Annotated in this window: 31 protein-coding genes and 1 riboswitch; of the genes, 16 read left to right on the top strand and 15 right to left on the bottom strand. The window is 70.8% G+C overall.

Annotated elements, in window-relative coordinates; genetic code table 11:
• The first annotated feature begins 33 nt into the window (after positions 1-33).
• From BM339_RS46840 to BM339_RS46830, 3 genes are all read left to right on the top strand, one after another.
• Positions 34-1,344 carry a phosphotransferase gene (locus BM339_RS46840; RefSeq protein WP_075025049.1) on the top strand — a complete coding sequence of 437 codons (1,311 nt, stop codon included), beginning with the start codon at positions 34-36 and terminating at the stop codon, positions 1,342-1,344.
• Positions 1,345-1,467: 123 nt separating this feature from the next.
• Complete coding sequence (locus BM339_RS46835) at positions 1,468-1,776, top strand: hypothetical protein (protein ID WP_143118891.1); 309 nt, start codon at positions 1,468-1,470, stop codon at positions 1,774-1,776.
• A 59-nt stretch (positions 1,777-1,835) separates the two neighbouring features.
• Positions 1,836-2,486 (top strand): SDR family NAD(P)-dependent oxidoreductase, encoded by a 651-nt coding sequence (locus BM339_RS46830; protein WP_075025047.1) that lies wholly within the window; start codon positions 1,836-1,838, stop codon positions 2,484-2,486.
• Here the strand turns inward: BM339_RS46830 and BM339_RS46825 are convergent.
• Positions 2,483-3,355 (bottom strand): hydroxymethylglutaryl-CoA lyase, encoded by an 873-nt coding sequence (locus tag BM339_RS46825; RefSeq protein WP_244938513.1) that lies wholly within the window; start codon positions 3,353-3,355, stop codon positions 2,483-2,485. The two genes, BM339_RS46830 and BM339_RS46825, sit on opposite strands and share 4 nt — an antisense overlap.
• A 98-nt stretch (positions 3,356-3,453) precedes the next feature.
• Here BM339_RS46825 and BM339_RS46820 point away from each other — a divergent pair, with 98 nt between their 5' ends.
• The 3 genes from BM339_RS46820 (at position 3,454) to BM339_RS46810 (ending at position 6,462) form a co-directional block, all read left to right on the top strand.
• A complete protein-coding gene (locus BM339_RS46820; RefSeq protein WP_075025045.1) occupies positions 3,454-4,644 on the top strand; it encodes a CaiB/BaiF CoA transferase family protein in 1,191 nt (396 codons plus the stop codon).
• Positions 4,645-4,708: 64 nt separating this feature from the next.
• Positions 4,709-5,656 carry an ATP-binding cassette domain-containing protein gene (locus tag BM339_RS46815; protein WP_075025044.1) on the top strand — a complete coding sequence of 316 codons (948 nt, stop codon included), beginning with the start codon at positions 4,709-4,711 and terminating at the stop codon, positions 5,654-5,656.
• The gene (locus BM339_RS46810) at positions 5,653-6,462 is read left to right on the top strand and encodes an ABC transporter permease (protein ID WP_075025043.1); all 810 of its coding nucleotides are present in this window, start codon (positions 5,653-5,655) and stop codon (positions 6,460-6,462) included. Before BM339_RS46815 ends, BM339_RS46810 begins: the two co-directional genes overlap by 4 nt.
• Here BM339_RS46810 and BM339_RS46805 read toward each other — a convergent pair.
• The 3 genes from BM339_RS46805 to BM339_RS46795 form a co-directional block, all read right to left on the bottom strand.
• Positions 6,444-9,497, bottom strand: a complete 3,054-nt coding sequence (locus BM339_RS46805) for an ATP-binding protein (RefSeq protein WP_075025042.1) — start codon at positions 9,495-9,497, stop codon at positions 6,444-6,446. The two genes, BM339_RS46810 and BM339_RS46805, sit on opposite strands and share 19 nt — an antisense overlap.
• 23 nt (positions 9,498-9,520) lie before the next feature.
• Positions 9,521-9,970, bottom strand: coding sequence for a lamin tail domain-containing protein (locus tag BM339_RS46800; protein ID WP_021599468.1), 450 nt, complete (start codon positions 9,968-9,970; stop codon positions 9,521-9,523).
• A gap of 159 nt (positions 9,971-10,129) precedes the next feature.
• Positions 10,130-10,888 (bottom strand): SDR family NAD(P)-dependent oxidoreductase, encoded by a 759-nt coding sequence (locus BM339_RS46795; protein ID WP_075025041.1) that lies wholly within the window; start codon positions 10,886-10,888, stop codon positions 10,130-10,132.
• Between the two features lie 97 nt (positions 10,889-10,985).
• On the opposite strand from BM339_RS46795, the gene BM339_RS46790 reads away from it, so the two are divergent.
• Positions 10,986-11,696, top strand: coding sequence for a hypothetical protein (locus BM339_RS46790; RefSeq protein WP_143118889.1), 711 nt, complete (start codon positions 10,986-10,988; stop codon positions 11,694-11,696).
• Positions 11,697-12,067: 371 nt separating this feature from the next.
• On the opposite strand, the gene BM339_RS46785 is transcribed toward BM339_RS46790, so the two are convergent.
• Positions 12,068-12,655, bottom strand: coding sequence for a hypothetical protein (locus BM339_RS46785; protein WP_143118888.1), 588 nt, complete (start codon positions 12,653-12,655; stop codon positions 12,068-12,070).
• Between BM339_RS46785 and BM339_RS46780 the strand changes: the two genes are divergently transcribed.
• From BM339_RS46780 to metE, 4 genes are all read left to right on the top strand, one after another.
• On the top strand, positions 12,645-13,292 hold the full coding sequence (locus tag BM339_RS46780; RefSeq protein WP_143118887.1) for a DUF5753 domain-containing protein: 648 nt from the start codon (positions 12,645-12,647) through the stop codon (positions 13,290-13,292). The genes BM339_RS46785 and BM339_RS46780 overlap by 11 nt on opposite strands.
• Positions 13,283-13,480: a DUF397 domain-containing protein gene (locus tag BM339_RS46775; protein WP_075025037.1), complete on the top strand. Its 198-nt coding sequence runs from the start codon at positions 13,283-13,285 to the stop codon at positions 13,478-13,480. The genes BM339_RS46780 and BM339_RS46775 overlap by 10 nt, the downstream gene beginning before the upstream one ends.
• 39 nt (positions 13,481-13,519) lie before the next feature.
• On the top strand, positions 13,520-13,711 hold the full coding sequence (locus BM339_RS46770; protein WP_075025036.1) for a DUF397 domain-containing protein: 192 nt from the start codon (positions 13,520-13,522) through the stop codon (positions 13,709-13,711).
• Between the two features lie 43 nt (positions 13,712-13,754).
• A riboswitch (cobalamin riboswitch) is annotated at positions 13,755-13,933 on the top strand.
• 115 nt (positions 13,934-14,048) lie between these two features.
• Complete coding sequence (gene metE / locus BM339_RS46765) at positions 14,049-16,280, top strand: 5-methyltetrahydropteroyltriglutamate--homocysteine S-methyltransferase (RefSeq protein ID WP_075025035.1); 2,232 nt, start codon at positions 14,049-14,051, stop codon at positions 16,278-16,280.
• A 55-nt stretch (positions 16,281-16,335) separates the two neighbouring features.
• Here metE and BM339_RS46760 read toward each other — a convergent pair whose 3' ends face one another.
• The 6 genes from BM339_RS46760 to BM339_RS46735 all read right to left on the bottom strand — a co-directional run bounded on the left by BM339_RS46760 (position 16,336) and on the right by BM339_RS46735 (position 19,610).
• Entirely contained in the window at positions 16,336-17,103 is a 768-nt protein-coding gene (locus tag BM339_RS46760) for an ATP-binding protein (protein WP_143118886.1), read from the bottom strand.
• Between the two features lie 352 nt (positions 17,104-17,455).
• Positions 17,456-17,653 (bottom strand): DUF397 domain-containing protein, encoded by a 198-nt coding sequence (locus tag BM339_RS46755; protein WP_021592120.1) that lies wholly within the window; start codon positions 17,651-17,653, stop codon positions 17,456-17,458.
• A 6-nt stretch (positions 17,654-17,659) separates the two neighbouring features.
• Entirely contained in the window at positions 17,660-18,124 is a 465-nt protein-coding gene (locus tag BM339_RS46750; protein ID WP_075025033.1) for a DUF5753 domain-containing protein, read from the bottom strand.
• Complete coding sequence (locus BM339_RS46745) at positions 18,055-18,501, bottom strand: helix-turn-helix domain-containing protein (RefSeq protein ID WP_177287942.1); 447 nt, start codon at positions 18,499-18,501, stop codon at positions 18,055-18,057. The genes BM339_RS46750 and BM339_RS46745 overlap by 70 nt, the downstream gene beginning before the upstream one ends.
• Before the next feature lie 75 nt (positions 18,502-18,576).
• Complete coding sequence (locus BM339_RS46740) at positions 18,577-18,792, bottom strand: DUF397 domain-containing protein (RefSeq protein ID WP_075025031.1); 216 nt, start codon at positions 18,790-18,792, stop codon at positions 18,577-18,579.
• On the bottom strand, positions 18,789-19,610 hold the full coding sequence (locus tag BM339_RS46735) for an SAM-dependent methyltransferase (RefSeq protein ID WP_024935950.1): 822 nt from the start codon (positions 19,608-19,610) through the stop codon (positions 18,789-18,791). The genes BM339_RS46740 and BM339_RS46735 overlap by 4 nt, the downstream gene beginning before the upstream one ends.
• Positions 19,611-19,755: 145 nt before the next feature.
• Between BM339_RS46735 and BM339_RS46730 the strand changes: the two genes are divergently transcribed.
• Complete coding sequence (locus tag BM339_RS46730) at positions 19,756-20,583, top strand: MBL fold metallo-hydrolase (RefSeq protein ID WP_075025030.1); 828 nt, start codon at positions 19,756-19,758, stop codon at positions 20,581-20,583.
• A gap of 37 nt (positions 20,584-20,620) precedes the next feature.
• Positions 20,621-20,998, top strand: coding sequence for a PRC-barrel domain-containing protein (locus BM339_RS46725; RefSeq protein WP_218163949.1), 378 nt, complete (start codon positions 20,621-20,623; stop codon positions 20,996-20,998).
• Between the two features lie 67 nt (positions 20,999-21,065).
• On the opposite strand, the gene BM339_RS46720 is transcribed toward BM339_RS46725, so the two are convergent.
• From BM339_RS46720 to BM339_RS46705, 4 genes are all read right to left on the bottom strand, one after another.
• On the bottom strand, positions 21,066-21,239 hold the full coding sequence (locus tag BM339_RS46720; RefSeq protein WP_021592126.1) for a hypothetical protein: 174 nt from the start codon (positions 21,237-21,239) through the stop codon (positions 21,066-21,068).
• Positions 21,240-21,317: 78 nt separating this feature from the next.
• A complete protein-coding gene (locus BM339_RS46715) occupies positions 21,318-21,710 on the bottom strand; it encodes an STAS domain-containing protein (protein ID WP_021592127.1) in 393 nt (130 codons plus the stop codon).
• Positions 21,711-21,819: 109 nt separating this feature from the next.
• Positions 21,820-22,515: a GAF and ANTAR domain-containing protein gene (locus tag BM339_RS46710; RefSeq protein ID WP_021592128.1), complete on the bottom strand. Its 696-nt coding sequence runs from the start codon at positions 22,513-22,515 to the stop codon at positions 21,820-21,822.
• A 25-nt stretch (positions 22,516-22,540) separates the two neighbouring features.
• A complete protein-coding gene (locus tag BM339_RS46705) occupies positions 22,541-23,071 on the bottom strand; it encodes a GAF domain-containing protein (RefSeq protein ID WP_143118884.1) in 531 nt (176 codons plus the stop codon).
• A gap of 198 nt (positions 23,072-23,269) precedes the next feature.
• Here BM339_RS46705 and BM339_RS46700 point away from each other — a divergent pair, with 198 nt between their 5' ends.
• The 3 genes from BM339_RS46700 to BM339_RS46690 form a co-directional block, all read left to right on the top strand.
• Positions 23,270-23,569, top strand: a complete 300-nt coding sequence (locus BM339_RS46700; protein WP_021592130.1) for a hypothetical protein — start codon at positions 23,270-23,272, stop codon at positions 23,567-23,569.
• A gap of 112 nt (positions 23,570-23,681) precedes the next feature.
• Entirely contained in the window at positions 23,682-24,452 is a 771-nt protein-coding gene (locus tag BM339_RS46695) for an FAD-dependent oxidoreductase (protein WP_083598585.1), read from the top strand.
• Positions 24,453-24,506: 54 nt separating this feature from the next.
• Positions 24,507-24,742, top strand: a 236-nt coding sequence (locus BM339_RS46690; protein ID WP_143118883.1) for a transposase, incomplete at its 3' end; no start/stop codon positions are given.

The following is a 24,742-nucleotide window of genomic DNA, read 5'->3' as shown; positions in this document are numbered from 1 at the left end:
CGCCATCACCTCCGCCCAGCGCGCGGCCCGCGCATGAACGCCCTGGAGACCGCGCTCGCCGGACGGCTGGGCGCGCCGGTCACCGGGCTCCGGCGGCTGTCGGGCGGCGCGAGCCGCGAGACGTGGTCGTTCGACGCGGGCGGCCGCCCGCTGATCCTGCGCCGCGACCCGCCCGCGGTCCTCGACCCCACCGCGATGGCGCGCGAGGCCGCGCTGCTCGCCTCCGCCGCGGACGCCGGCGTCCCCGTGCCCCGCCTCGTCGGCCACGGCGACGACCTGGAGGGCACGGCCTACCTGGTCATGGAGCGGCTGGCGGGCGAGACGATCCCCCGCCGGCTCCTGCGCGACGACCGCTTCGCCGCCGTCCGTCCGGGCCTCGCCCGCGAGCTGGGCGGCATCCTGGCCCGGCTGCACGCGATGGCGCCCGTCCCCGGCCTGCCGGACGACGACCCCCTCACCGCGCTCAAAGCCCTGTACTCGACGTTCGAGATGCGGCCCGCCGTCGAGCTGGCCCTGCGCTGGCTGGACGACCGGCGTCCGCCCGCGTCGGGCCGCCGGACGGTCGTGCACGGCGACTTCCGCAACGGCAACCTGATGATCGGCACGGGCGGCGTGACGGGCGTCCTGGACTGGGAGCTCGCCCACCTCGGCGACCCGGCCGAGGATCTCGGCTGGCTCTGCGTGAAGGCGTGGCGCTTCGGATCGCCGCATCCCGTCGGCGGGTTCGGTCCCCGTGACGACCTCCTCGCCGGGTACGCCGCCGCCGGCGGCACCCCGCCCACCCCCGAGGAACTCCACTGGTGGGAGGTGTACGGGACGCTCCGCTGGCTGATCCTGTGCCGCCACCAGGCCGAGCGCTACCTGAGCGGCTCCGACCGGTCGATCGAGTACGCCGTCCTGGGGCGGCGGGTCTGCGAGCAGGAACACGACCTCCTCCTCGCGATGGGCCTGACGGAACCGGCGACCGTCCAAGACCCCCTGGAGAACGCGCAAGCACCGGACGCATCACCCCACGACCAGCCGGACGCGCACGCCCTCATCGACGCCGCCGGCGGTTTCCTGGCCACGGCCGAGCAACCCGACGACCGTCTGCGCTTCCACGCCCGCGTCGCAGCCGCCGCGCTCCGCATAGCCCGCCGGGAACTCCTGCTGGCCGAAGCCCACGGGGCCGCCCACGAGAACCGCCTGAAAGCCCTGGACTGCGGAACCGACATCGCGCTTGCGAAGGCCATCCGTGAAGGCACCCTCGACGCCCGGATGGACGAGGTGATCGCCACCGTCCGCGCCACGGTGATCGACAAACTCACGGTGGCCAACCCGCGCCACCTCTCCCTCCCCGGCTGACCGGAATCCGGCCTTCGAGGACGCAGGCCGACCTGCACGAGAGGAGCCGATCCTCTTGTAGCGGAACCAGGGGTGGTTTCGGCGCATCTGTACCTCTAAGGTCGCTCGATCAGGGGGTAGAAAGTGAAGCGTTCCGCATCGTTCCTCTCGGTACTCGCGGTGGGCGGGGCATTGTTGATCACCGGATGCCAGAGCAACTCGCACTCGTGCGTCAACGGGAAATGCCATGTGACGGTGAACGGCGCCGGGCAGACCGTGGAGATCAACGACGTGGACGTCACCGTCTCGGAGATCTCCGCGCAGGGCATGACCGTCTCCGCCGGAGGTTCGGGGCCCGCCACCATCGGGAACGGGCAGAGTTCGCGGGTCGGGCCGGTCACGATCACGATCACGTCGATCGAGGGCGAGAAGGTCAAGTTCGACCTGAGCTGAGGCTTGACCCTCACATCGATGTGAGGGCGTAGCGTCGTCCCCGGCCGAAGGAGGCGGGGATGGCAGGAGCAGTGATCATCGGTGCCGGTCCGGGCATCGGACGGGCGGTGGCCCGCAGGTTCGCCCGGGAGGGGCTGCCGGTCGGGCTCGTCGCGCGGAACGAGGGGGCGCTGCGGGACGAGGCCCGGGCGGTCGCGTCCGATGGAGCGGACGTGGTCGCGCGACCGGCGGACGCGACCGACGAGGTCGCGCTGCGCGCCGCGCTCGACGAGATCGCCGGCAAGCACGGCACACCGGACGTCGTCGTCTACAACGCGGCGCTCATCAGGCCGGACGGCCCGAGAGACCTGTCGGTCCAGGGCCACATGGAGGCCTGGGCGGTGAACGTGGCCGGGGCGGCCGTCGCCGCCGCCCACGTCGCGCCCGCGATGGCGGAACGGGGGCGTGGAACGTTCCTCATCACCGGCGGGATGCCGGAGCCGAAGCGCCAGTACGTGAGCCTGTCGCTGGGCAAGGCGGGGGTGCGGACGCTGGTCGAGCTGCTCCACCAGGAGTACGGGCCGTCCGGCGTGCACGTCGCGAGCGTCACCGTGGCGGGCACGGTCGCGCCGGGGACGGACTTCGACCCCGACGACATCGCCGAGCACTACTGGCGGCTCCACACGCAGGAGCGGGACGAGTGGGAGCGCGAGGCGTACCACGGCCCCTAGAACGGGCCGGCACGTCCGAGAAGGGCGGATGCGGGCCTGCCGAGCAGTTCGGCCAGCCACAGGCCCGTTTCTGATACCCCGACCAGGTCGATCCCGGTTTCGACGCCGGTGCGGTGGAGGGCGTAGAGAAGGTCCTCGGTGGCGATGTTCCCGGTGGCCGCCGGCGCGAAGGGGCAGCCGCCGAAGCCGCCGGTGCTCGCGTCCAGCGTCGCGGCGCCCTCGTCCAGGGCGGTGAGCGCGTTCGCGTAGCCGGTGTTCCGCGTGTTGTGGAAATGGAAGCGCAGCGGCGTGCCGGGGGCGGCGTCGCGGACGCGGCGGGACAGGTCGCGGACCTCGGACGGGACGCCGACCCCGACCGTGTCGGCGAGGGCGATCTCGACGGCGCCGGACGCGGCGGCGCGGCGGGCGATATCGGCCACGCGGCCGGGCGGCGTGTCGCCCTCGAAGGGACAGCCGAACGCGGTCGCGATGGTCATCCCGGCGGGTATGCCCGCGTCGGCGGCGGCAGCGGCGATGCCGTCCCAGGCGTCCAGCATCTCGGACGTGGTGCACCCCTGGTTGCGGACGCAGAACGTGTCGGACGCCGGTATGGCCACGTTGATCTCGTCCACGCCCGCCTCCAGCGCGCGGTCCAGGCCACGGCGGTTGAGGACCAGCCCGCTGTAGGAGACGCCCTCGCGGCGGGGCACGCCCGCCATGACCTCCTCGGCTCCCGCCATCTGCGGGACGCGCTCGGGATGGACGAACGAGACGGCCTCGACGCGGCGCACGCCCGCGTCCACGCAGCGCGTGACGAAGGCGATCCGGTCGTCGGGCGAGAGCACGCGGTCCTCGTTCTGAAGGCCGTCGCGAGGGCCGACCTCCAGCACAGTTGTATGCAATCCGACTCACTTCTTGCGAGATTGTCCGTTGTCGGCACTATATTGCATGCAAACAGCGCCCAGAAGGGCCGCGGGCGAGGAGGATGATGAGCACCGAGGCGCTCGGCGATCTGCGGGTCGTGGAGATGGGGCAGCTGCTGGCCGGGCCGTTCTGCGGCCAGTTGCTCAGCGACTTCGGCGCCGAGGTCGTCAAGATCGAACCACCCGGCGCCGGGGACCCGATGCGCGAGTGGGGGCGGGAGAAGCCCCACGGCATGTCGCTGTGGTGGCCGATCCTCGCGCGCAACAAGAAGTCGGTGACCCTGAACCTGCGCACACCGGAAGGGCAGGCACTCGCCCGCCGGCTCATCACCCAGGCGGACGTGCTGGTGGAGAACTTCCGTCCCGGAACCCTCGAACGCTGGGGCCTCGCGCCCGCCGACCTCCACGCCGAGAACCCGCGGCTGATCATCACCCGCGTCACCGGCTACGGGCAGGACGGCCCGTACGCGCCGCGCGCCGGGTTCGGCTCGATCGGGGAGGCGATGGGCGGCATCCGGTACGTGACCGGCGATCCGGACAGGCCGCCGTCCCGCGCGGGCATCTCCCTCGGGGACGAGCTGGCCGGCACGTTCGCCGCCCTCGGCACCCTCGTCGCGCTGCACGCCCGGCACCGGACCGGACGCGGCCAGATCGTCGACTCGGCCCTGTACGAGGCGGTGCTGGCGATGATGGAGTCGCTCGTCCCGGAATGGGAGATCGCCGGCTACCAGCGGGAGCGCACCGGTTCCGTGCTGCCGAACGTCGCGCCCAGCAACGTCTACCCGACGAAGGACGGACCCGTCCTCATCGCCGCGAACCGGGACACGATCTGGCGCCGCCTGGCCGCGCTCATGGGACGTCCCGAACTGGCCGACGACGAGCGCTACGCCACGCACGGCGCCCGCGGCGCCAACGCCGAGGAGCTGGACGACCTCATCGGCGCCTGGACGGCCGCCCAGGAGTCGGCTCCCCTCCTGGAACTCCTCCACGACAACGGCATCCCGGCCGGGCTCACGTACCGCGCCAAGGACATGCTCGCCGACCCGCACTACAGGGCCCGCGAGGCGATCATCCGGATGGCGCATCCCGAGTTCGGCGACTTCCCGATGCACAACGTCTTCCCGAAGCTGTCCGAGACGCCGGGCGAGGTCCGCTCGCTTGGCCCTGCGCTCGGCCGGCACAACGTGGAGATCTACGGCGGCCTCGGCCTGACCCCCGAGCAGATCGCCGCACTGGAGGCCACCGGGACGATCTGACCCGCGGACGGGCGCCGGTGGCCGTGTGAGCGGATTGTGAGCGCCGCCCGGCAGCCTCGGCGCCATGGACTACGCATTCCAGGCGGAGGGCCTGGTCAAACGATTCGGAAAGACGACCGCGCTGGCCGGGGTGGACCTGGCCGCGCGGCCCGGCACGGTCCTCGGCGTCCTCGGCCCGAACGGCGCGGGCAAGACGACCGCCGTGCGGATCCTCGCCACGCTCCTGCGGCCGGACGGCGGCAGGGCGGAGGTCTGCGGGCTCGACGTCGTCCGCGACGCCGCCAGGGTGCGGGAGCTGGCCGGCCTCACCGGCCAGTACGCGTCGGTGGACGAGGACCTCACCGCGACGGAGAACCTCGTCCTCATCGGGCGGCTCCTCGACATGCGCAAGGCGGACGCGCGGGCCCGCGCCGCCGAGCTGCTGGACCGCTTCGAGCTGACCGACGACGCCGGGCGCCGCGTGTCCACGTACTCCGGCGGCATGCGGCGCCGCCTCGACCTGGCCGCGAGCATGATGGGACGTCCCGCCGTGATCTACCTGGACGAGCCGACGACGGGCCTCGACCCGGGCCGGCGGGAGGAGGCCTGGCGGCTGATCCGGTCGATGACCACCGGCGGCGGGACCGTGCTGCTGACCACCCAGTACATGGAGGAGGCCGACGCGCTCGCCGACGAGATCACCGTCATCGACCGCGGAACCGTGATCGCCGCGGGCACCCCGGCCGAGCTGAAACGGGTCGCGGGCGGGCAGACGATCGCCGTCCGGCCGCGCGACCCCGGCCGGCTCGCCGAGGTCACCGCCATCCTGCGGGAGGTGTCGGGACGCGAGGTCGAGCCGCCCCGCCGGGACGTCGTCACGGTGCCGGTCACGGGGGACGCCGCGTTCACCGAGACCGTGCGGCGCCTGGCTGCGGCCGGCATCTCCGTCACCGAGCTGTCCCTCCGGCTGCCCAGCCTCGACGAGGTGTTCTTCACCCTGACCGGCCACCACGCGGAGAGGGAGGCCGCATGACCGAGATCGCTCTGCGGCCCGCGGCCGGCGCGGCGGCGCGGCCCCGCCACCGGCTCGTCCGGCACAGCCTGCTGCTGGCCGGGCGCAGCCTGACGAAGACGCGGCGCAACCCCGGCGTGCTCCTGGACGCGCTGTTCATGCCGATCATCTTCCTGCTGCTGTTCGTGTACCTGTTCGGCGGCGCGGTGTCCGGCTCCACGCACGCCTACCTGCAGTACGTCTTCCCGGGCGTGCTGGTGATGACCATGCTCCTCGCCGGGATGCTGGCGACCGGGCTGAGCATCAACACCGACATCAAGAAGGGCGTCTTCGACCGTTTCCGGAGCCTGCCGATCGGACGTTCCGCGCCGCTGACCGGCATCGTCCTCGGCGACATGATCCGGTACGTCGTCGCCGCCGTCGTGCTGTTCGCGACCGGCTACCTGCTGGGCTTCCGCGTCCAGACCGACGCGGCGTCGGCGGTCGCCGCGGCCGGGCTCGCGACCGTGCTCGGGTTCTCGCTGGGGTGGCTCAACGTGCTCATCGGCGTGCTGATCAGGGAGGAGGTCATCGTGCAGACGGTGGCGTTCCTCGGGATCTTCCCGCTGGCGTTCGGGACGACCATGGTCGTCCCGGCGGACACGCTGCCGGGCTGGCTCCGGGCCTGGGTCGAGGTCAACCCGGTCAGCCACGCCGTGGACGCCGCGCGCGGGCTGCTGCTCGGCGGGCCCGTCGCGCATCCGGCGGCGATGACGCTGCTGTGGTCGGCGGGGTTCCTGGCGGTCTTCGGGCCGCTCGCCGTGTACGCCTACCGGCGGCGCAGCTGATCATCGAGCAGGGCGAGCGCGCCGGCCACGTCCAGCCTGCGGCCGCGGTCGACGGCGGCGCGATGGGCGTGCTCGCCCAGGGCCTTCCGGATGCGTCCGGCCACCTGCGCGACGTCGGGGTTGTGCGCGTCGGACGAGCCGCGCAGGACGGACGCGGCGCCGAGCACCTCCGCCGCGCCCTCCGGGTCGGCGTCGGCGCGCAACCGGGCCACCGCGTATCCGGCGACGGCCGCGATCGGCATGTCGGGCGAGTCGACGGCGAGGGCGAGCGCCCTCCGCAGATGGTCGTGCGCCGCGTCCGGCTCGCCCCGTCCTATGGCCATCTGGGCGTGCGCCGCCTCCAGCAGTGAGCGGTACTGCGGGTAGGCCCGCACCCGGCCGATCTCCCGTCCGGCGGCGGCGTAGTGCTCGCGGGCCTCGTCCGCAGCACCTGCGTGGCGGGCGAGGTCGCCGAGCGCCAGCCGGGCGGGGACGAGGTGGCGGGACGGGGTCCCGGCGCCCGGCTCGATCATCGCGGCGAGCTCGTCGCGGGCGCGCCGCACGTCGCCGGACCGGGCACGGGCCACGGCGAGCATCACCCGCTGCATGCCGGCGGCGTCGTCCTGCCCCAGCTCGCGCAGCAGCCCGATCGACTCCTCCAGCGCGGTGGCGGCCCCGGCGAAGTCCCCGGCGACGGTCTGCGTCTCGGCCCCGAACGTGAGCACGAGCGCCAGCCCGGCCCGCTCACCGGCCTCCCGGAACCCCCGCCGGGCGGCGGCGATGTCGTCGCCGGCCTGCCCCATCTCGCCGCGGTTGCCGTTCAGCATCGCCCGCATCAGCCGCAGCGCCGCGCGCGCCCACGGGTCGTCGTCCGGCGGGCGCCGGTCGATCGCCGCCACTCCAGCGGCGTTGTCGCCGGTGAGCAGGGCGGCGGCGGGCTCGGCCAGCGCGGCCAGCGGATGGCTCGCGTCCCGCGGCCGTTCACCGATCAGCGGGTCGTCCCGGGCGTCGCCGCCCGCGAGGACGGTGTTGAACGCGTAACCGCCGAGCGCGGCGTCCTGCCCCGGGACGGGCGACCGCCGCGGCACCCGCAGCACCTGCCGCAGCCTGCGCGCCGCCTCGGCGTGATCGCCCTGGATCATCCAGAACGTGGCGAGCGCGGCTCCCAACCGGACGGCCGGCTCGGCGTCCCCGGCGTCCACGGCGTGCTGCAGCGCGGTGTGGAGGTTGTCGCGTTCCGCCGTGAGCAGGCGGACCCACTCCAGCTGGCCGGATCCCCGCAGGTGCGGTTCCGCCCGCTCGGCCAGGTCGAGGAAGCAGCGGACATACTCGGCCCGGACGCGGCCCGTCTCGTCCGCCAGCCGCTCCCGCCCGTACTCGCGGATCGTCTCCAGCATCCGGAACCGCGGCTCGGAATCGTCCACGACCTGGAGAAGCGAACGGTCCACGAGGGATTCGAGCAGCTCCAGAGACCGCCCGGCCCCGGTCACCCGGGCCGCGCTCTCCGGCGTGATCGTCCCGGGGAACACCGAGAGGCGCTCGGCGAACCGGCGTTCCCCGGCGGGCAGCAGATCCCAGCTCCAGGCGACGACGGCGCGCAGGGTCCGGTGCCGGGGCAAGGCGGTCCTCGGCCCGCCGGTCAGCACCCGGAACCGGTCGTCCAGCCGCGCGGCCAGCCGCTCGGGCGACATGGACCGCAGCCGCGCCGCGGCCAGCTCGATCGCCAGCGGCAACCCGTCCAGCCGGCGGCAGATCTCGCCCACGACGTCGCCCCGCACCGTGAACCCGGGCCGGACGGCCGCCGCGCGCTCGGCGAACAGCTCCACCGACGCCGACGCCAGGCCGTCCTCCCCCGGCCCGGGGACGTCGAGCGGCGGCACCGGGCAGAGCGCCTCGCCGTCGACGCCGAGGCGCTCCCGGCTCGTCGCGAGGACGCGGAGGCCGGGGCAGGCGGCGAGCAGGCCGTCCACGAGCCGGGCCGCGGCCTCGACGACGTGCTCGCAGTTGTCCAGGACGATCAGCGTCTCGTCGGCGGACAGCGCCTCCACCAGCCGGCCCGCCCCGTCCCGCAGGCCGAGCACGCCCGCGACCGCGTGGACCACCTCGTCCGGCTCGTCGATCACCGCCAGCTCCACCAGCCAGACCCCGCCCGGGTACCGCCCGGCCAGGTCGGCGGCGACCTGCGTCGCGAGCCGGGTCTTGCCCGCCCCGCCGGGCCCGACGAGCGTGACGAGGCGCCCCTCCCAGAGCCGCCGCGCGATCCACGCGCGCTCGTTCTCCCGTCCGACGAAGCTGGTCGGCGGCACCCGCAGGTTGCCGCGCACCCGTTCCCGCGGGGCGGACCGCAGGACGCCCAGGTAGGCGTCCCGCAGCTCCCGCCCCGGATCGGTCCCCAGCTCCTCGGCGAGCACGCCCCTGAACCGCTCGAACACCGCCAGCGCCTCGGCCGGCCGTCCCGCCCGGTGCAGGGCCTGGACCAGCAGGGCCCTGGGCCGTTCCCGCAGCGGATGGCGCACCGCCAGTTCCTCCAGCTCCGCGACCGACCGCGCCGGCTCGGCACCGGCGGCCAGGTCGGCGGCGATCCGGTCCTCGGTGGCCGAGAGCCGGAGCGCCTCGTACCGGACGGCCGCGGCGTCCGCGAACGGCAGCCCGGAGGCGTCCGCGAGCGCGTCGCCCCGCCACAGCTCCAGCGCCTCGCGCAACCGCTCGACGGCGCACCGCGCGTCCCCGTCGCGCAGCGCCCGGCCGCCCTCCCGGGCGAGCCGCTCGAACTCCGGCGCGTCCACGTCCGCGTCCAGGACATAACCGCCGGGCACCGACCGGACCCGCCCCTCGGGCAGGCACCGCCGCAGGCGCGAGACGAGCGCGTGCAGCGCATGCACCCGATCTCCGGGGCCGCCGTCCGGCCACAGCGCCCGGACGAGCGACTCGGCGGTCACCGCCCGCCCCTCTTCGAGCGCCAACCTGATCAGCAGCGCCCGCAGGCGAGCCCCGCCGACCACGACGTCACGCCCGCGGTCCGTGACCGTCAGCGGCCCAAGGATCCCAACCCGCACGCCTCAACTCTGCCACCGTGCAGTCAGCAGTACTTGGACGACCCCTTCTTCCCCCACGAGCACTTGTCCGCGAGACGGCCACTCGGGTAGAGCAGGTACGCGGTGTCACCGGTGTTGTTCCACACGTACCACTTCTTGCCCCAATACCGGTGCGTCGCGTTGTTGGAGCCCCGGCCGGTGTGGACGTAAACCGACTTGCGCCCCTTCAACGTGAAGGCCCCGAAGGTGTACGTGTACCCGGCCTTGTCGCGGATCTTCACGCCCTTCATGTTCTTGGCCGACTTCGACGTGTTGAACAGCTGCACCCATTCGGCGTTCAGCGACGAGTTCGACCCCCGGTCGCTCCCCGGCGAGTTGTAGTACACCCGATAGATCTGCACGGCACTCGCGGCCTCGGCCGGCGTCGCCACCAGCAGCCCGGCCCCGCCCGCCACCGCGACGGCGGCGGCCCCCGCAACGAAAAGCCTCTTCACCCCTGTGGATCCCTTCCGATCGAACGAATCCCTAGAAGTACCGGTATTCGCTGATCGATGGGGCATCCTGACCACCTTGGGGCATCCCGCCAACCGACGGGATGCCCCAGGCGTCCAACGAACCGCGTTTGCCCAGGTGATCCGGGAAAACACGGGATCTCAGACCTCTTCGGGATCCCGCCCCACGGCATGCCGCCCGCCGTCCACCGGAACCACGGCCCCGTTGACGAAGCTCGATTCATCCGAAAGCAGAAAAGCCACAGCCGCCGCCACCTCATCCGGCCGCCCGACCCGCCCCACCGGATGAAGCAACCGCATCTCATTCTCGATCCGCGCGACCTCCCCGGGCGCCTGCCGCCCGAGAAATGCCTCATACCGTTCAGTCGTGATGGACCCGAGCGCCACGACATTCGTACGAATCCCGCGAGGCCCATAATCAACGGCCAAGGCCCGGCTGAACCCCTCAATGGCCGCCTTGGCCGTCGCATAAGGCAACGCCCCACGCACCGGCCGCTGCGCCTGATGCGACGACACATTAACAATCGCGCCCCGTGTCCCGGCATCCAGGAACCGCCGCACGGCAGTAACACACCCCACCACCGCCGGCTCAAAGTTCATGGCAACAAGCCCCAGAAGCTCCCGAGCAGACGGGTTTCCGACGTCCCGAAAAACCGCGGCATTGTTCACCCACCCCACCAACGCCCCCACCTCCTGCGCGAGGTCGGCGGCCCGCTCGGCGACCCCTTCCTCAGAGGCATCACCCACGACCGAACTCACGCCCGGCCGATCCTCCGTCCAAGCCAAGGCCTCCGGGTCGAACTCGATGACGACCACACGCCCGCCACCCGCCACCAACCGCTCAACGATCGCGCGCCCCACACCCCGCCCACCACCGGTCACGACATACGACTCACCCACAGCACACACCTTCCTCTCGCCTCCCGATCATGCACCCTCCCTATCATCCGGATGCGGTCCAATTGGTTCACAGGGCGCCACATGTATGATCTTGCCCATGCGAAATCCATTCAGCCGCGAGAACCGCGACGCACGCAGACTCGTCGCCCAGATTGAAAATGTCCTTGATAGAGAGCAGTTCCCCAAGTCCGAGACGGTCAAGGAAATGCTCAGCCGATACGGCCGCGAAACGCCAGACTCCCGCGGGCGAGGCGGCCCTGCTCTACGATCGGCGATCAAACACGCCCGCGACGAGAACCGCTGGACGGACGCCGTGCCGGTCTTCCTGGACGAGGCGGCCCGGCAACCCGACCACGAGACACCGTACGTCTGGCTTGTCAGTTTCCTCGACCGCGAGGAACGAGCGCGGAGCGCCATAGAAATCGCCAGAAGTGCCGCGAAACACTGCAAGACAAAGCATTCCCTGCTGATGCGCGCCGCCGAGGTCGCATTGTTCTCGGGTAACACAAGGGAGGCGATCCACCTCTTCAGCCAGTCGATCGCGACTGCGGGCCGACCACCCCGATACGACGAGCCCGGACTACAGCGTCCCTTTCTCTTCATGGCAGTATTCTTCGACCTCTTCGGCGACGCCACTGGGGCAGGCTGGGTGGACGAGATCGACCTGGAAACAGAATTCGAGGCCGACTACGTCGACAGGATTCGCCGCGCAGCCCAAGATATAACCGACGAGGAACGGGCGCTCATCCGCGCCGAACTACCAGAAATCAGCAAGGCCCTCAAAGAGCGACTGCTCTCCGCCGAATAGTACCCGTGCATCGTCCGAGCGGCGGAACCGAGGCCTACGCCACATCGAACATGGCAAGGCATGATCCCGCCCCTGCGCCCACGGAGAACAAGGCAGAGGCGGGACCAGCGAAGTGACCGCGATCCGTGCTCCCAAACTCGGCCAGCGAGTCACCATGAACAACAGTCACCAGAAACCCCCGATCGTCAACCACCAAACCCGGACCAGTTTGCGCTGCCGCCACCGAGCCGACCGGCTCCCTGACCACGGCCAGGGGCAACCACCGCGCGTCCCACTACGTCGCCTGCCGCAACTCCCTACCGCAGGCCCGATCCCACACCGCCGGCCGCCGGTGGCCAGGCCGGGCATCGCGCCACTTCACGCTCGTTGCATCAAGGCGCGTCATCGGCCAGAGATTCGCCTGACGCCCACGGCCCCAACGGGGCTACGCCGGCCTGTTCCATGCCCTCAAGCACGTCCCTGATCTGAGGTCTCCCCAGTCTGGGGAACACCCGATCGAGGGCCTGCCATTCATCGGAGGCCTCGGTAGCGCCCCGGGGTATCCTCCGCACGATCTCCATGCACACGGTACGGGCTTCGTTCCGGTTCTTGATCAGCACCGCGATACTCGCCGCCTCTCCGTAGCGGCCCAAGTTCACCAGCGCGACCGCCGCCTGCCGCTGTTTGACGGACGTGGCCTCGTCGGACTCGACCATGCTCAGAAGTTCTTCGAGCCTGTCGTGCGACAGCAGCGTTCGAATATCGAGAGGGTCGATGTTGGGGGTGCCGGAACGCAGCCGGGAGCCGACCCGGGTTATCGCTCTTTCGATGTCTCCCAGCGCTTGCCGCTCTCTGATGAGCGGTATTTCCTGCGTGATCTCGTTGGCCAGACGCCTGGTCCCATCGACCGGTGAATTTCCAGTTGCACCAGAGAGCGCCTTCAAGAAACGCATTACCGAGCTCACGTCGGTGAGGATCACAGACTGGAAGGCTCGCATCGGTTCCCACAACCGCTCCACCTTAACGTCTATCAACAACGGCGTCGTCGGCTTGCCGAGTATCCAGAAGCTCGCCCTGTCGCTCGCCGAGTTCGAGCGCCGCGCGACACGAATCCGCATGTGGGAGCCCACCATGATCCCTGGACTCCTGCAGACATCCGACTATGCACGTGCCGCGCTGATGGCAGGGACTTCCAACGAGCTGGACGCCGACTTGGAACGTCGCATGTCCCGCAAGGCCGCCGTCTTCGACAAGGAGGCCCCGCCACGCGTGACGGCCTACCTCAGTTGGGCCGCCCTGGCGCAACTGGTCGGCTCGCGCGAGATCATGCGGGACCAGCTCACTCAACTCATAGAGCTGAGTGAGCTTCCCCATGTGAATATCCGGGTGGTCGAGAACAGTGCAGGAGCGCACCCCGGGCTGGATGGTCCGATCATGATCCTCACGGTCGATGACCGCGATCTGGCATATGACGAAGCGACGACTCGTGGGCGGTTTCTGATGGACCCGATCGATGTCCAGGACGTCGAAGTACAATACGACTCAATTGGTGACATAGCCACCCCGGTCAGCCCGTCTAGGGCGCTCCTAGAAGCCGCATTGGAGAGATGGACGTGACCAGATGGCGTAAGTCGAGCCGCAGCGGCACCAGCGGACAGTCCAACTGTGTCGAGGTTGCGGCGCTCTCCGGAAACATCGGCGTGCGCGACAGCAAACACCCCGACGGCCCCCACCTCACCCTCACGGCCACCTCCTTCCGCCAACTCGCCACGAACATCAAGCGCGGCACACACGACCTCCCCTAGCAAGGCCGTCCGCTCAGGAGCCGCCCTGAAGGGGCAACCATGACCACGTGGCGCAGATCGAGTCACAGCGGTACCGGTCAGCAGTCCGACTGTGTCGAGGTTGCGGGGCTCTCGGGAAACGTCGGCGTGCGCGACAGCAAACACCCCAACGGACCCCACCTCACCCTCACGGCCACCTCCTTCCGCCAACTCGCCACGAACATCAAGCGCGGCACACACGACCTCCCCTAGCAAGGCTGCCTCTGCGTGAGGGTCGGTAGGGTGGGGGTGCGGATGGTTCGCTTGCGCTTGGGCGTGAGTGTCGTAAGAGGGAACCCGGTGTGAGTCCGGGACTGCCCCGCAGCGGTGAGCGGGAACGACCGCCGTCATCACGCACTGGGCCACGCGGCCTGGGAAGCGACGGCCAGTAGGACGCCTCGGAGAGGCGATGCCCGCGAGTCCGAAGACCTGCCTCCGCCCGTGCGCCGGCCGGCGTGCGGTGGTCCGCGGCCTCGTGGGACGGCCCGCGACACGGCAAGGCCGTGCGCCCTCCCGCGTGTCCGCCCGTGGCAGAGCGAGGGAAGCCGCCATGAACACCACGATCCTCGGATATCCCCGGATCGGCCCGAACCGGGAACTCAAGGTCGCCACAGAGAACTACTGGGCCGGACGTGCCGACGCCGGCGCGCTTGTCGAGGCCGGTGCCCGCCTTCGGGCGGAGGTCTGGACGCAGCTGCGTGACGCCGGGCTCGGCAGCGTCCCGTCCAACACGTTCTCGTTCTACGACCACGTGCTCGACACCAGTGTGTTGGTCGATGCGATTCCCGCGCGGTATCGGCACCTGACCGGGTTCGACCGGTACTTCGCCATGGCGCGGGGCGTGCAGGACGTCCCGCCGCTTGAGATGACCAAGTGGTACGACACCAACTACCACTACATCGTGCCCGAGGTGGGGCCGGGGACGCGGTTCCGGCTGGCGGAGGGGGCGGCGGCCAAGCCGCTCGCCGAGTACCGGGAGGCGAGGGCGCTCGGGATCGAGACGCGGCCCGTGCTCGTCGGGCCGCTGACATACCTGTTGCTGGCCAAGCCCGCGGTGGACGGGTTCCGCCCGCTGAGCCTGCTCGACGGGCTCGTCGACGTGTACGCCGAGGTGCTGGAGCGGCTCGCCGGGGCGGGCGCGGAATGGGTGCAGCTGGACGAGCCCGCGCTCGTCGAGGACCGGACGTCCGAGGAGATCGACGCGCTCGCCCGTGCCTACGCGCGGCTCGGGCGGCTGACCAGCAGGCCGCGGCTGATGGTCGCCACCTATTTCGGCACGATCGGTGTGGACGCGTTGCGGGTTCTCGCGAGGAGCCGTGTCGAGGCCGTCGGGCTCGATCTCGTCGCTGGGGCGCAGAACGTCGATGTGCTGGCGTCGGTCGGTGGGCTGCCTCGCAAGACGCTCGTCGCGGGTGTGGTCGACGGACGCAATGTGTGGCGGACGGACCAGCGGCGGGCCAGGGCGACCAGCGCCTCGCTGCTCGGGCTCGTCGACCGGCTGGTGGTGAGCACGTCGTGTTCGCTGATGCACGTTCCGATCGATCTGGACGCCGAGACGTCGCCGGCCCCCGAAGTACGGAGCCGGCTCGCGTTCGCCCGGCAGAAGGTCGGTGAGGTCGTCGCGCTCGGGCGTGCGCTGCGCGAGGACGTGCCCGCCGAGGCCGCGGCGGCCGGGCCGGCGGTCGACAGGGCCGTCCGCGAGCGGGTGAAGGCGATCGGCGACGCGCGGCGGGGTGACCGGGCCGTCCGGTTCGCCGCCCAGCGGGAGGCGCTGGGGCTGCCCGCGCTGGCCACGACCACGATCGGCTCGTTCCCGCAGACGCCCGAGATCCGCAGGATCCGCGCTGACCGGCGTGCCGGGCGCATCGGCGAGGAGGCCTACACACGGGCGATGAAGGACGAGATCGCCCGCGTCATCGCGTTGCAGGAGGACCTGGGGCTGGACGTCCTCGTGCACGGCGAGCCGGAGCGCAACGACATGGTGCAGTACTTCGCCGAGCAGCTCGACGGGTATGCGGCGACCGAGCACGGGTGGGTGCAGTCGTACGGGTCGCGGTACGTCCGCCCGCCGATCCTGCACGGCGACGTCGCGCGGCCCCGTCCGATGACGGTCGAGTGGGCGACGTACGCGCAGTCGCTGACGAGCAGGCCGGTCAAGGGGATGCTGACGGGTCCGGTGACGATGCTGGCGTGGTCGTTCGTGCGGGACGACCAGCCGCTCTCCGACACCGCGCGCCAGGTCGCCCTGGCTCTGCGGGACGAGATCGCCGATCTGGAGGCGGCCGGGATCCGCGTCATCCAGGTGGACGAGCCCGCGCTGCGCGAGCTGCTGCCGCTGCGGGCCGCCGACCGTCCCGCCTACCTGGACTGGGCGGTCGGGGCGTTCCGGCTCGCCACCTCGGGGGTCGCCGACTCCACCCAGATCCACACGCACATGTGCTACTCGGAGTTCGGGGAGATCATCGGGGCCATCGGTGCGCTGGACGCCGACGTCACCAGCGTCGAGGCGGCCCGCTCCCGCATGGAGCTGGTCGGTGACCTGCGCGCCGCGGGGTACGAGAACGGCATCGGGCCCGGCGTGTACGACATCCACTCCCCGCGCGTCCCGTCCGCTGAGGAGATGGAGGACAACCTGCGGCGCGCGCTCCGGGCGGTGGAGCCCGCACGGCTGTGGGTCAACCCCGACTGCGGCCTGAAGACCCGCGCCTATCCGGAGACGGAGGCGTCGCTGCGCAACCTCGTCGCGGCGGCCCGGCGCGTCCGGGAGGAGGTCGCGGGCTGACGCCCGGGAGTCGCGTGGCCCGCCCCCCCGCCGGGCCACGCGACGCCGGGCGGGGTCACCCGCGATCGGGATCGTCCAGCGTCTCGCAGAGCTGGACGATCTGTTCGCAGGCTTCGGTGATGTCGGTGATGGGGAGGCGGCCGTCCGCGCCGGAGCGGGCGCACCAGCGGAACGACGCGGCCTCGCACCAGACGGTCAGGTCGCCCATGCCGTGCAGGACGGGTCGACCGGACTTCTCGGTGGGGGTGAGGTGGACGATCCCGCGCCGGACGATCAGCGCGTGGAGGTCCCGCGTGGCGTGCGGGCCGTCCACCCGCCAGACGTGGCGGCGGCGCACGGTGTGCGGGAGCGGGAGGGCGAACCAGGTCGCCTTGCCGCGGACGGCCGGCGTCCGCAGCCGGGACCGCGTCGGGTGGTGCCCCCACCGGCCCCGCGTGAGGAGCTCGATGATCTCCAGGCCGCGGCCGTGGTCGAGGATGTCGTCGCCGGGGTCGGCGGGCGGGCGCCATCCGCGCAGCGTGTCGAACGTCTTGACGACCAGCTCGTCCTGGCCGTGCCCGTTGTCGCGCTGGTAGACCCAGAGTTCGGCTCCCGGGGCGCCGTCGCGGGACGTCGCGTGCTGCAGGACGTTGGTGGCCAGCTCGCTGACCATGAGGGTGATGTCGTCGACGTCGCCGATCGACAGGCCGAACGCGGGCAGGAGGCCGGTGACGTGGGCGCGGGCGACCCTGGCGATGGAGGTGTCCGCGGGGAGGGGGAGGGCGGCGCAGCCGCCGTTTTCCAGTCTCCAGGGAATCCCGCACATCGCTGCGGCCTTCGTCATGACGCCCACCCTCACAGCACAGGGTCGTTAGCGGAGCCGGTCGTGATCCAGACATTCGCGACATGCGCCCTCATGGTTCGCGACTCGCTATGTGTGAATCACAGTTCCAAGCTTCGCACATTTCTGGCGTCCCGGGGCGGCGGACCGCAAGGATCATCCACCCACGAGTGAGACGTTCACCGATGTGCCCGTAATGGCCCAAACCACGTCGCCCGGGGGCGCCTGAAACGTGTACCGGCGGACAGGGGACCGGCCCTCCGCGCCGCTGTAGCGTGGACGTCGCCTGAGAGAGGGCCGCACACATGAAGATCCCCCAGGGGTGCAGCCCTGGGGGATCTGTGTGCGGCCCGGGTCAGCGGTCGTAGCGTCCCGCCCGGACGTCCTCGAGGAACGACGCGAAGACGGTCCGGGCGACGACGTGCGCCCCGGCCTCCGGTGTCCTGCTGTCACGCAGCCCGGTGGCCGTCTCGAGGTCGGCGACCTCGACGCAGCCTCCGTTGCTGCTCGCGCTGGCGGTGGCCTTGAACCACCGTGCCTGAGAGAGATCCATACCGGTCTACTCCAGCGTTGAGATCAGTTTCTGCAGATGGTCCGCGGTGTCGGCTGGGCCGAGCGCCGCCTGGCGGATCTGGTCGAAGATGGCGTCATATGCCTCCACGTCGCCGGGGGTGTCGATCTCCTGGATCGCCGCGTCGTTCTCGAGGAAGACCATGGGCGGCTCGCCGCCGGGGAATCGGAAGATGTTGACCAGCGTGGACATGCCCGGGTGCAGCCCGTCCGCGAGCCGCAGCAGCCGCAGCTCCACGTTGGAACGCCGGGACATCGTCAGCAGATGGGCGAGCTGCGCCCGCCGGTCGCCGGCGTCGCCCCACTCGTACATCAGCGACGCCTCGGTGATGACCGCGATCAGCTCCGGGGCGTGCTCGTCCCTGTCGAGGATCTGCTGCCGCCTCAGCCGTGCCCGCAGGGCGCGCTCGCGCCATTCGGGCGTCCTGGTACCGGACGACAGGAGCGCCTGCATGTACGGCAACGTCTGCAACAACCCGGGAAGTACCAGCGGCATGACCCCACCCGGATGCTCGAGGCGTCTCCCTCGAAGCCGGGGAACTCGTTGTCGTACACATCCGAGTAGTCACGCCACCAGGCCCGCCGGCGCGCGCGGGCGGCGAGCTCTTCGAGCTCGTCGAGATCGCTGCCCTCGTAGATGCGCGCCAGATCGCGGATATCGCTGAGCTCGGGCCGTACCCAGCTGTTGGCCTCGAACCGGCCGACCTTGCCCCGTCCCCAGTTCAGCCGGTCGCAGACCTGGTTGGCCGTGTATCCCGCCTCGACGCGCAGCTCCTTCAAACGGCGCGCCAGCCCCCGCTTGGCGATGGTGGCCCCGTACGCCTCGCTCACCGGAACCACCTCCCTTGACATCCGGCCGCCATCAGCATACGCCTTCCGAACTTGTGAATCACAGATCCGATCGGATCAGGAAGCGGCGCGATCGAACTCGCCCTTCTTGACACCGTCCAGGAAGCACGCCCACTCATGCTCGTCGAAGACCGAGATCAGGTCACCGGACGTGCGCAGCAGCGTCCACTCCCCGACGAACGCCACCTCGATGGCTCCCTCGTCCGTCTCCGACCGCTTCCACTCCAGGGCGTCCGGATCGACGCCCAGCTCCTCGACTGACGGTTTCCTCATATCGGCTTCCTCGCCACAGCGCAGTATCCCCACCGCGACCCATCACTGTCGGCGGCGTCAGGGTCTTCGGCACCCCACTGCCCAACGTAGGCGAGCTCCGCCGGGGCCCCGCCATAGGGCGGGACGATCTCCAGCCCGGTGAAGAACCGCTCGATGTCGGCACGCGCCCGGACGCGGACGGCTCCGGTGGACGACTTGGAGTACACCTCCTCGACCGTGTCGATCGCCTTGTCGGGCTGCCGCTCGCTGGTGATGGAGGACAGCACCAGGTAGCTGCCGGGCACCAGCCGGCTCATGTACCGCTGGACGACGCCCCACGGGTCGTCCTCGTCCGGGACGAAGTGGGTCACCGCGACCAGCAGCAGCGCCACGGGCTTCGTGAAGTCGATCAGGGCGAGGGCCTCCTCGTGCCCGAGCAGCCCGTCGGGGTCGCGGAAGTCGGCCGTGATGAACGCCGTCCCGGACGACCCGGCCAGCAGGTTCTTCGCGTGCGCCGCCACCATCGGGTCGTTGTCGGCGTACAGGACGCGGGCGTCGGGCGCCACCGCCTGCGCGGCGTCGTGCGTGTTGTTCCGCGTCGGCAGGCCCGCGCCGATGTCGACGAACTGCCGGATGCCGCCCTCGGCGAGCCGGCGCACCGACCGCTGCAGGAACCCGCGGTTCGCCCAGGCGGCGTCCTCCAGGTCGGGCATGTTCTTCCGGACCGCCTCCGCGGCCTTGCGGTCGACGTCGTAGTTCTCCGTTCCGCCGAGGATGTAGTCGTACATCCGGGCCGGGCTGGGGACGGTGATGTCCACCCCGGGAGGAGCCTTCTCCATGCCGCTCACCGTTTCGCCTCCATTGCCGCAACTTGTGATGCACGAATTATGAAGCAAGGCCCTTGACCGTGCGATGTTTCGGTCAACGCCGGTCCAGGGTTCGCCTCCCCTTCCCCGGGCATGGGCGAGGCGAAAGGGGGAAAATATGAAGACCGCGCCGGAACTCGCCCTGCGTCAGCTCACGATGCAGTTCGTCGGCAATGCGACCATGCTGCTGCGTTGCGGGCCGTTCACGCTGCTGACGGATCCCAACTTCCTGCACCGGGGGCAGCGCGCCTATCTCGGATTCGGGCTGACCACGCGGCGGCTCACCGAGCCCGCGGTGCGCATCGGCGACCTGCCGCAGTTGGACGCCGTCGTCCTGTCCCACCTGCACGGCGACCACTGGGACCGGGTCGCGCGCGCGAAACTCGACCGGGGACTGCCGATCGTCACCACGCCCCACGCGGCGCGCCGCCTCCAGGGATGGCACCGCTTCCGGCACGCCGTCGGCCTGCGCACGTGGGAGTCGCACACGCTGGTCAAGGACGGGGCGCTGCTGCGCATCACGTCCATGCCCGGCCGGCACGCTCCCGGCCCCGTCCAGTACATGCTGCCGCCGGTCATGGGCAGCCTTCTGGAATTCGGACCCGCCACCGGCGATGTGCAGTTCCGCCTCTACATCACCGGTGACACGCTGATGTTCGACGGAATCGAACAAATAGCCCGGCGCCACCGCGACATTCATGTGGCCGTCCTGCATCTGGGCGGCACCAGGCTGCCCGGCGGCCTTCTGGTCACCATGGACGCCGTCCAGGGCGCCGATCTCATAGAGACGATCCGTCCGGCGACCGCGGTGCCCGTCCACTACGAGGACTACACCGTGATGACCTCATCTTTGGAGGATTTCCGGCGGGAACTGGAACGCCGTGGACTATCCGACAGGGCCGCCTACGTCGCCCCAGGTCAGACTCACACCTTCACGCACCCGTAAAGGCGCATGACTCGGGTCGGCTGGGTAGACGCGACACATGACCCGAAAGCTGGACGGAATCATGTTTCAGATCGAGGACATCAGGCAGTGGCGCGGCCGGGACGTCATCGACGCGTCCGGGAGCAAGGTGGGCCAGCTGGAGGCCATCTACGTCGACACGCTGACCGACGAGCCGTTCTTCGCCACGGTGAAGGTCGGGCTGCCGACCCGGCAGCGCCTGGTGTTCGCGCCGCTGGACGGCGCGACATTGGGCCCGGAGCACCTCCGGCTCGCCTACCCGAAGAAGCAGGTGAAGGACGCCCCGTCGATCGACACCGACGGCGAGCTGCTCGCCGCCGCCGAACCGGCGGTCTTCGCCCACTACGACATCCCGTACGAGGCGGGCCCGAGCGAGCGCCGCCTGGCCCGCCGCTGACGCCTCCGGCGCGGTCGCGCCGCCCCGTCCCGGATAGGACGGGACGGCGCCGCCTGCCGCCGCTTGCTCACCAGCGGTACCAGCGGCCTCGCCGGCCGGACGGTCCCGTGCCGCGGGCCACGAAGCCCAGCAGCCAAACCAGCAGGACGACGGCGGCCACGATCCACAGGACCTTGAGCGTGAAGCCGACCCCGAACAGGATCAGCGCGAGCAGCAGTACCAGGATCATCAACCAGGGCATCGGGGGCCTCCTCGTGGTGCGTCTCAGCGCCTCGGGTGTGCCCCTTTCAGGAAGGTTGATACATGGCAAAGGTCTCGTTTAGAGCGCTTTGCCGTTCGTGATGTGCAGCCGGGTGTGCAGCCCGGCGACGTGCAGGATGCGGCGCACCCGCGGCTGCGGATCGCACAGGGACAGCAGCCGTCCGCGCCGGGCCATCAGCTGGTGCGCCCGCACCATGACCGACAGCCCGCTGGAGTCGATGAACGCGAGTTCGGAGAGGTCCAGCAGGAGCCGGTGCGGGTCGTGCGCGTCGATGGCGACCGCGATGTGATGCCGCAGGTCGTCGGCGGTGGAGCAGTCGAGCTCGCCGGTGAGGCGCAGCTCGGTGGTGGGCTCGTCGGGATGGACGAGGATGTCCAGCAGAAGCAGGCCGCCGGCGCAGCTGATGCTGCCTTGCGCGGGCGGCGAGGTCGAACGGTCGGCCGAGGTCACTGAGCCTCCAAGGGCTGCGCGGGATCTCCGGGCCGGACGGGGGCAGGGGCCGGACCATCGAGAAGGGAAGATCAAGATCGGGTCGGGGATGGTCGGCACGTGCGCAGGTTCAGGCGTCGCCCCCGCTCAGGACCTCGGCGGCGAGGTCGGCGACGCGCCGGCGGCGGTCGCGGGCCCGCCGGCGCAGCCGGTTGAAGGCCGCGACGGCGTCCTCGCCGTGGGTCGCCATCAGGAAGCCGATGGCGCGTTCGATGACCACCCGGTAGTCCAGCGCGTACTGCAGCTGGGCGGCGGTGGCGCTGTGCTCCTGGGACGCCAGCGCGGCCGCCACGAGCTCCCCGGCGAGCCCGGCGTAGGCGCGCAGTGCGACGATGTCGGACTCGTCCCATTCGGCGGGCTCGGACTGGTAGACGTTCAGGGTGCCGACCGGGCTGCCGCCCAGCAGGATCGGGACGCCGGCCACGGCGCGCACCCGCTCGTCGAGCACCTCCGCGAGCTGGGGCCACCGGGCGTCCGAGCGCACGTCCTTGGTGGTGACCGGGTGCCCCACGACGTAGGTGTCGTAGCAGGGCCCCTGCTCGGCGCGGGCCTGCGCCTCCTCCAGGGACCGGCCGGCCTCGTCGCCCGCGGCCACGTAGCGGAGTTGCTCCTCCTGATCGATGAGCATGATGCCCGCGCCGTCGTAGCCGAACAGGCGGTCCACCGAGCTGACCACCCGCTGCAGGGCGCGCACGACATCAGGTTCGTGCGGAGCCTTCCGCAGGCGCTTCAGGCTCGCCCCCAATGCTTCGCTGTCGATCTGCACGGTGTTCCCCGTCCTCGGATGCCCGTTAATGGAACGTCATGGCGCCACGGCCGTCCTGGTCGTGCGCCGGCGGAGGCACGGGGAGCCGGACCAGAAGGTCGGCCGCGGTGTCGGCCAGGCTCTGCCCGACCGCGATCTGGTCGCTCGTCCACGCCCCCGGTGTGATCCGGTAGAAGTTCAGCGCCCCGATGACCGCACCGCCGGCGTGCACGGGCACCGCCAGCACGGCCCGGACCGGTGCGGCCCGGCGCGCCAGCCTCGCGTACGCGGTGCCGCCGCGGCCCTCCAGGTCGTCCACGGCGACCGGGTGGTCGGCGGCCACGGACTCGTGGGCCGGGCCGTCCCGCTCGGACTGCTCGGCGTACTCCAGCTCCAGCCCCTCGGCGGTGGACCCGGCCACCGCGCGCAGCCCCGCCTCCGGGTCGTCGAGCATCAGCGCCACGCCGTCGGCCCGCGAGATCGCGACCATCGAGCGCAGCGCGCGGCACAGGCGTCCCGCCGCCAGGAACAGGGTGCGGTCGGTACCGGAGAAACCGGTGCCGGAATCGTTCGCCATGATCGTCACCTCGGGCAGCCGTCAGTGCTGATCCGCGGACACAGGGCGGAACTTCCGCGTCGACTCTACCCGTGCCCGCGCGATGTCACCCCCACACCCGGACGAGACCCGACATTCCGCATCGCGGGCAAAATCCCGTTAATACGCGCTTGCGTACACGGGCCCAGGGTACGGGGGCGACCGAACCAAGGAGGGAAAATGATCGACACACTGCACAAGTGGGGCCTGAAGTCGAACATCATGTACATGGCGGGAATCGGGTCGATCGGGCTGGCGTTCGCCTCGTGGGCGATGTCCAACCGGCTGGAGGACGCCGGTCTGGAACGGGCCGACCGATGGGGCATCTTCGTCGGTGAATGGGCCCCGACATTCTTCGCCATGGGCATCGCCCTGCGCATGGAGGAAATGCGCGACAAGACGATGGACATGCTCGGGCGGCGCGACGCAATGAACGAGCGTGTCGCCGGCCGGGAAGCGCACTCGACCACGGTCCGCTGACCGCACCGCGGCCCGCGCTTGTCGAGGACGGGTGTGGAAGGCGGATGCAACCGCCCGGCCGTCACGTCCCGAAGGACCGTGCAGAACCTCACGGACGACGCTGGAGGAAGCGGTGGATCTCTGGCACCGGACGGCGCGCGATCCCGTCGTGGTCGTCGGGGCGGGCCTCGGCGGCCTGTCCGCGGCGCTTCACCTGGCCGCGCGGGGCCGTGACGTGCTGGTCGTCGAGGGCCGCGGCGCGCCGGGCGGCTGCTGCGGGTCGGTGACCTCCGGCCCCTACCGGTTCGACACGGGCCCGTCCGTGCTGACCATGCCGGACGTGCTGGCCGCCACGTTCGGCGCCGCGGGCGTGGACATGGACGGCGTGCTGCCGCTCCGGCGGCTGGATCCGTCGTACCGGCTGGCGTTCCCTGACGGCTCCCGGCTGGACGTGGTGGCCGGCGCGGAGCGGATGGCCGGCAACGTCCGGGAGCTGTGCGGCCCGGCAGAGGCGGCCCGGTACCTGCGTTTCCGGCACCGCCTCGGAACGCTCTTCGAGGCGGAATGGTCCTCATTCATCGACGCGGACATGACCCGGCTGCGCAGCATGGCCCGCCCTTACGCGTTGCTGAAACTGGCGGCGGCGGGCGGGTTCCGGAGACTGGACCGATGGGTGTCCAGCCAATTGACCGACGAACGCCTTATCAAGGCACACACTTTCCAGTCTCTCTACGTCGGCTTGGCTCCCCACAAAGCACTGGCCATCTACGCGATCATCGCCCACATGGACACGGTGAATGGCGTCTTCTTCCCTTCCCGTGGCGGTATGCATGCCATTCCCCAGGCGCTGGCTGACGTGGCGGAAAAATCTGGCGCAACTTTTAGTGCGTGTTTGAGAAGTTGATCTCGGTCGGTGTGTCTGCGTGATGCGGTGTGCCGGTTCGTGCAGGGTGTGGCGATGGCTCGGACGTCGTGTTACCCGTCGGACCTGACCGATGAGGAGTGGGCGCTGGTGCAGCCGCTGCTGCCACCGGCCGGCAGCGGCGGGCGCCCGGAGAAGCATTCGCGGCGCGAGATCGTGGACGCGGTGCTGTACGTGGTGCGCACCGGATGCCCGTGGCGGCAGCTGCCCGCCGACTTCCCGCCTTGGCAGACGGTGTACTGGTACTTCGTGCGGTGGGAGAAGCAGCGGGT

This window comes from Actinomadura madurae, from assembly GCF_900115095.1.
Classification (GTDB): domain Bacteria; phylum Actinomycetota; class Actinomycetes; order Streptosporangiales; family Streptosporangiaceae; genus Spirillospora; species Spirillospora madurae.
Note: the sequence above shows the minus strand (reverse complement) of the source record. Positions and strands in the feature narration are given on the sequence as shown.

Excerpts from the sequence above, each read along its gene's own strand:
- BM339_RS46840 (WP_075025049.1), top strand. The coding sequence starts at position 34 with ATGAACGCCCTGGAGACCGCGCTCGCCGGACGGCTGGGCGCGCCGGTC.
- BM339_RS46830 (WP_075025047.1), top strand. The coding sequence starts at position 1,836 with ATGGCAGGAGCAGTGATCATCGGTGCCGGTCCGGGCATCGGACGGGCG.
- BM339_RS46820 (WP_075025045.1), top strand. The coding sequence starts at position 3,454 with ATGAGCACCGAGGCGCTCGGCGATCTGCGGGTCGTGGAGATGGGGCAG.
- BM339_RS46815 (WP_075025044.1), top strand. The coding sequence starts at position 4,709 with ATGGACTACGCATTCCAGGCGGAGGGCCTGGTCAAACGATTCGGAAAG.
- BM339_RS46810 (WP_075025043.1), top strand. The coding sequence starts at position 5,653 with ATGACCGAGATCGCTCTGCGGCCCGCGGCCGGCGCGGCGGCGCGGCCC.
- BM339_RS46790 (WP_143118889.1), top strand. The coding sequence starts at position 10,986 with ATGCGAAATCCATTCAGCCGCGAGAACCGCGACGCACGCAGACTCGTC.
- BM339_RS46775 (WP_075025037.1), top strand. The coding sequence starts at position 13,283 with ATGGACGTGACCAGATGGCGTAAGTCGAGCCGCAGCGGCACCAGCGGA.
- BM339_RS46770 (WP_075025036.1), top strand. The coding sequence starts at position 13,520 with ATGACCACGTGGCGCAGATCGAGTCACAGCGGTACCGGTCAGCAGTCC.
- metE (WP_075025035.1), top strand. The coding sequence starts at position 14,049 with ATGAACACCACGATCCTCGGATATCCCCGGATCGGCCCGAACCGGGAA.
- BM339_RS46760 (WP_143118886.1), bottom strand. The coding sequence starts at position 17,103 with ATGACGAAGGCCGCAGCGATGTGCGGGATTCCCTGGAGACTGGAAAAC.
- BM339_RS46755 (WP_021592120.1), bottom strand. The coding sequence starts at position 17,653 with ATGGATCTCTCTCAGGCACGGTGGTTCAAGGCCACCGCCAGCGCGAGC.
- BM339_RS46750 (WP_075025033.1), bottom strand. The coding sequence starts at position 18,124 with ATGCAGGCGCTCCTGTCGTCCGGTACCAGGACGCCCGAATGGCGCGAG.
- BM339_RS46740 (WP_075025031.1), bottom strand. The coding sequence starts at position 18,792 with ATGAGGAAACCGTCAGTCGAGGAGCTGGGCGTCGATCCGGACGCCCTG.
- BM339_RS46735 (WP_024935950.1), bottom strand. The coding sequence starts at position 19,610 with ATGGAGAAGGCTCCTCCCGGGGTGGACATCACCGTCCCCAGCCCGGCC.
- BM339_RS46730 (WP_075025030.1), top strand. The coding sequence starts at position 19,756 with ATGAAGACCGCGCCGGAACTCGCCCTGCGTCAGCTCACGATGCAGTTC.
- BM339_RS46725 (WP_218163949.1), top strand. The coding sequence starts at position 20,621 with ATGACCCGAAAGCTGGACGGAATCATGTTTCAGATCGAGGACATCAGG.
- BM339_RS46720 (WP_021592126.1), bottom strand. The coding sequence starts at position 21,239 with ATGCCCTGGTTGATGATCCTGGTACTGCTGCTCGCGCTGATCCTGTTC.
- BM339_RS46705 (WP_143118884.1), bottom strand. The coding sequence starts at position 23,071 with ATGGCGAACGATTCCGGCACCGGTTTCTCCGGTACCGACCGCACCCTG.
- BM339_RS46700 (WP_021592130.1), top strand. The coding sequence starts at position 23,270 with ATGATCGACACACTGCACAAGTGGGGCCTGAAGTCGAACATCATGTAC.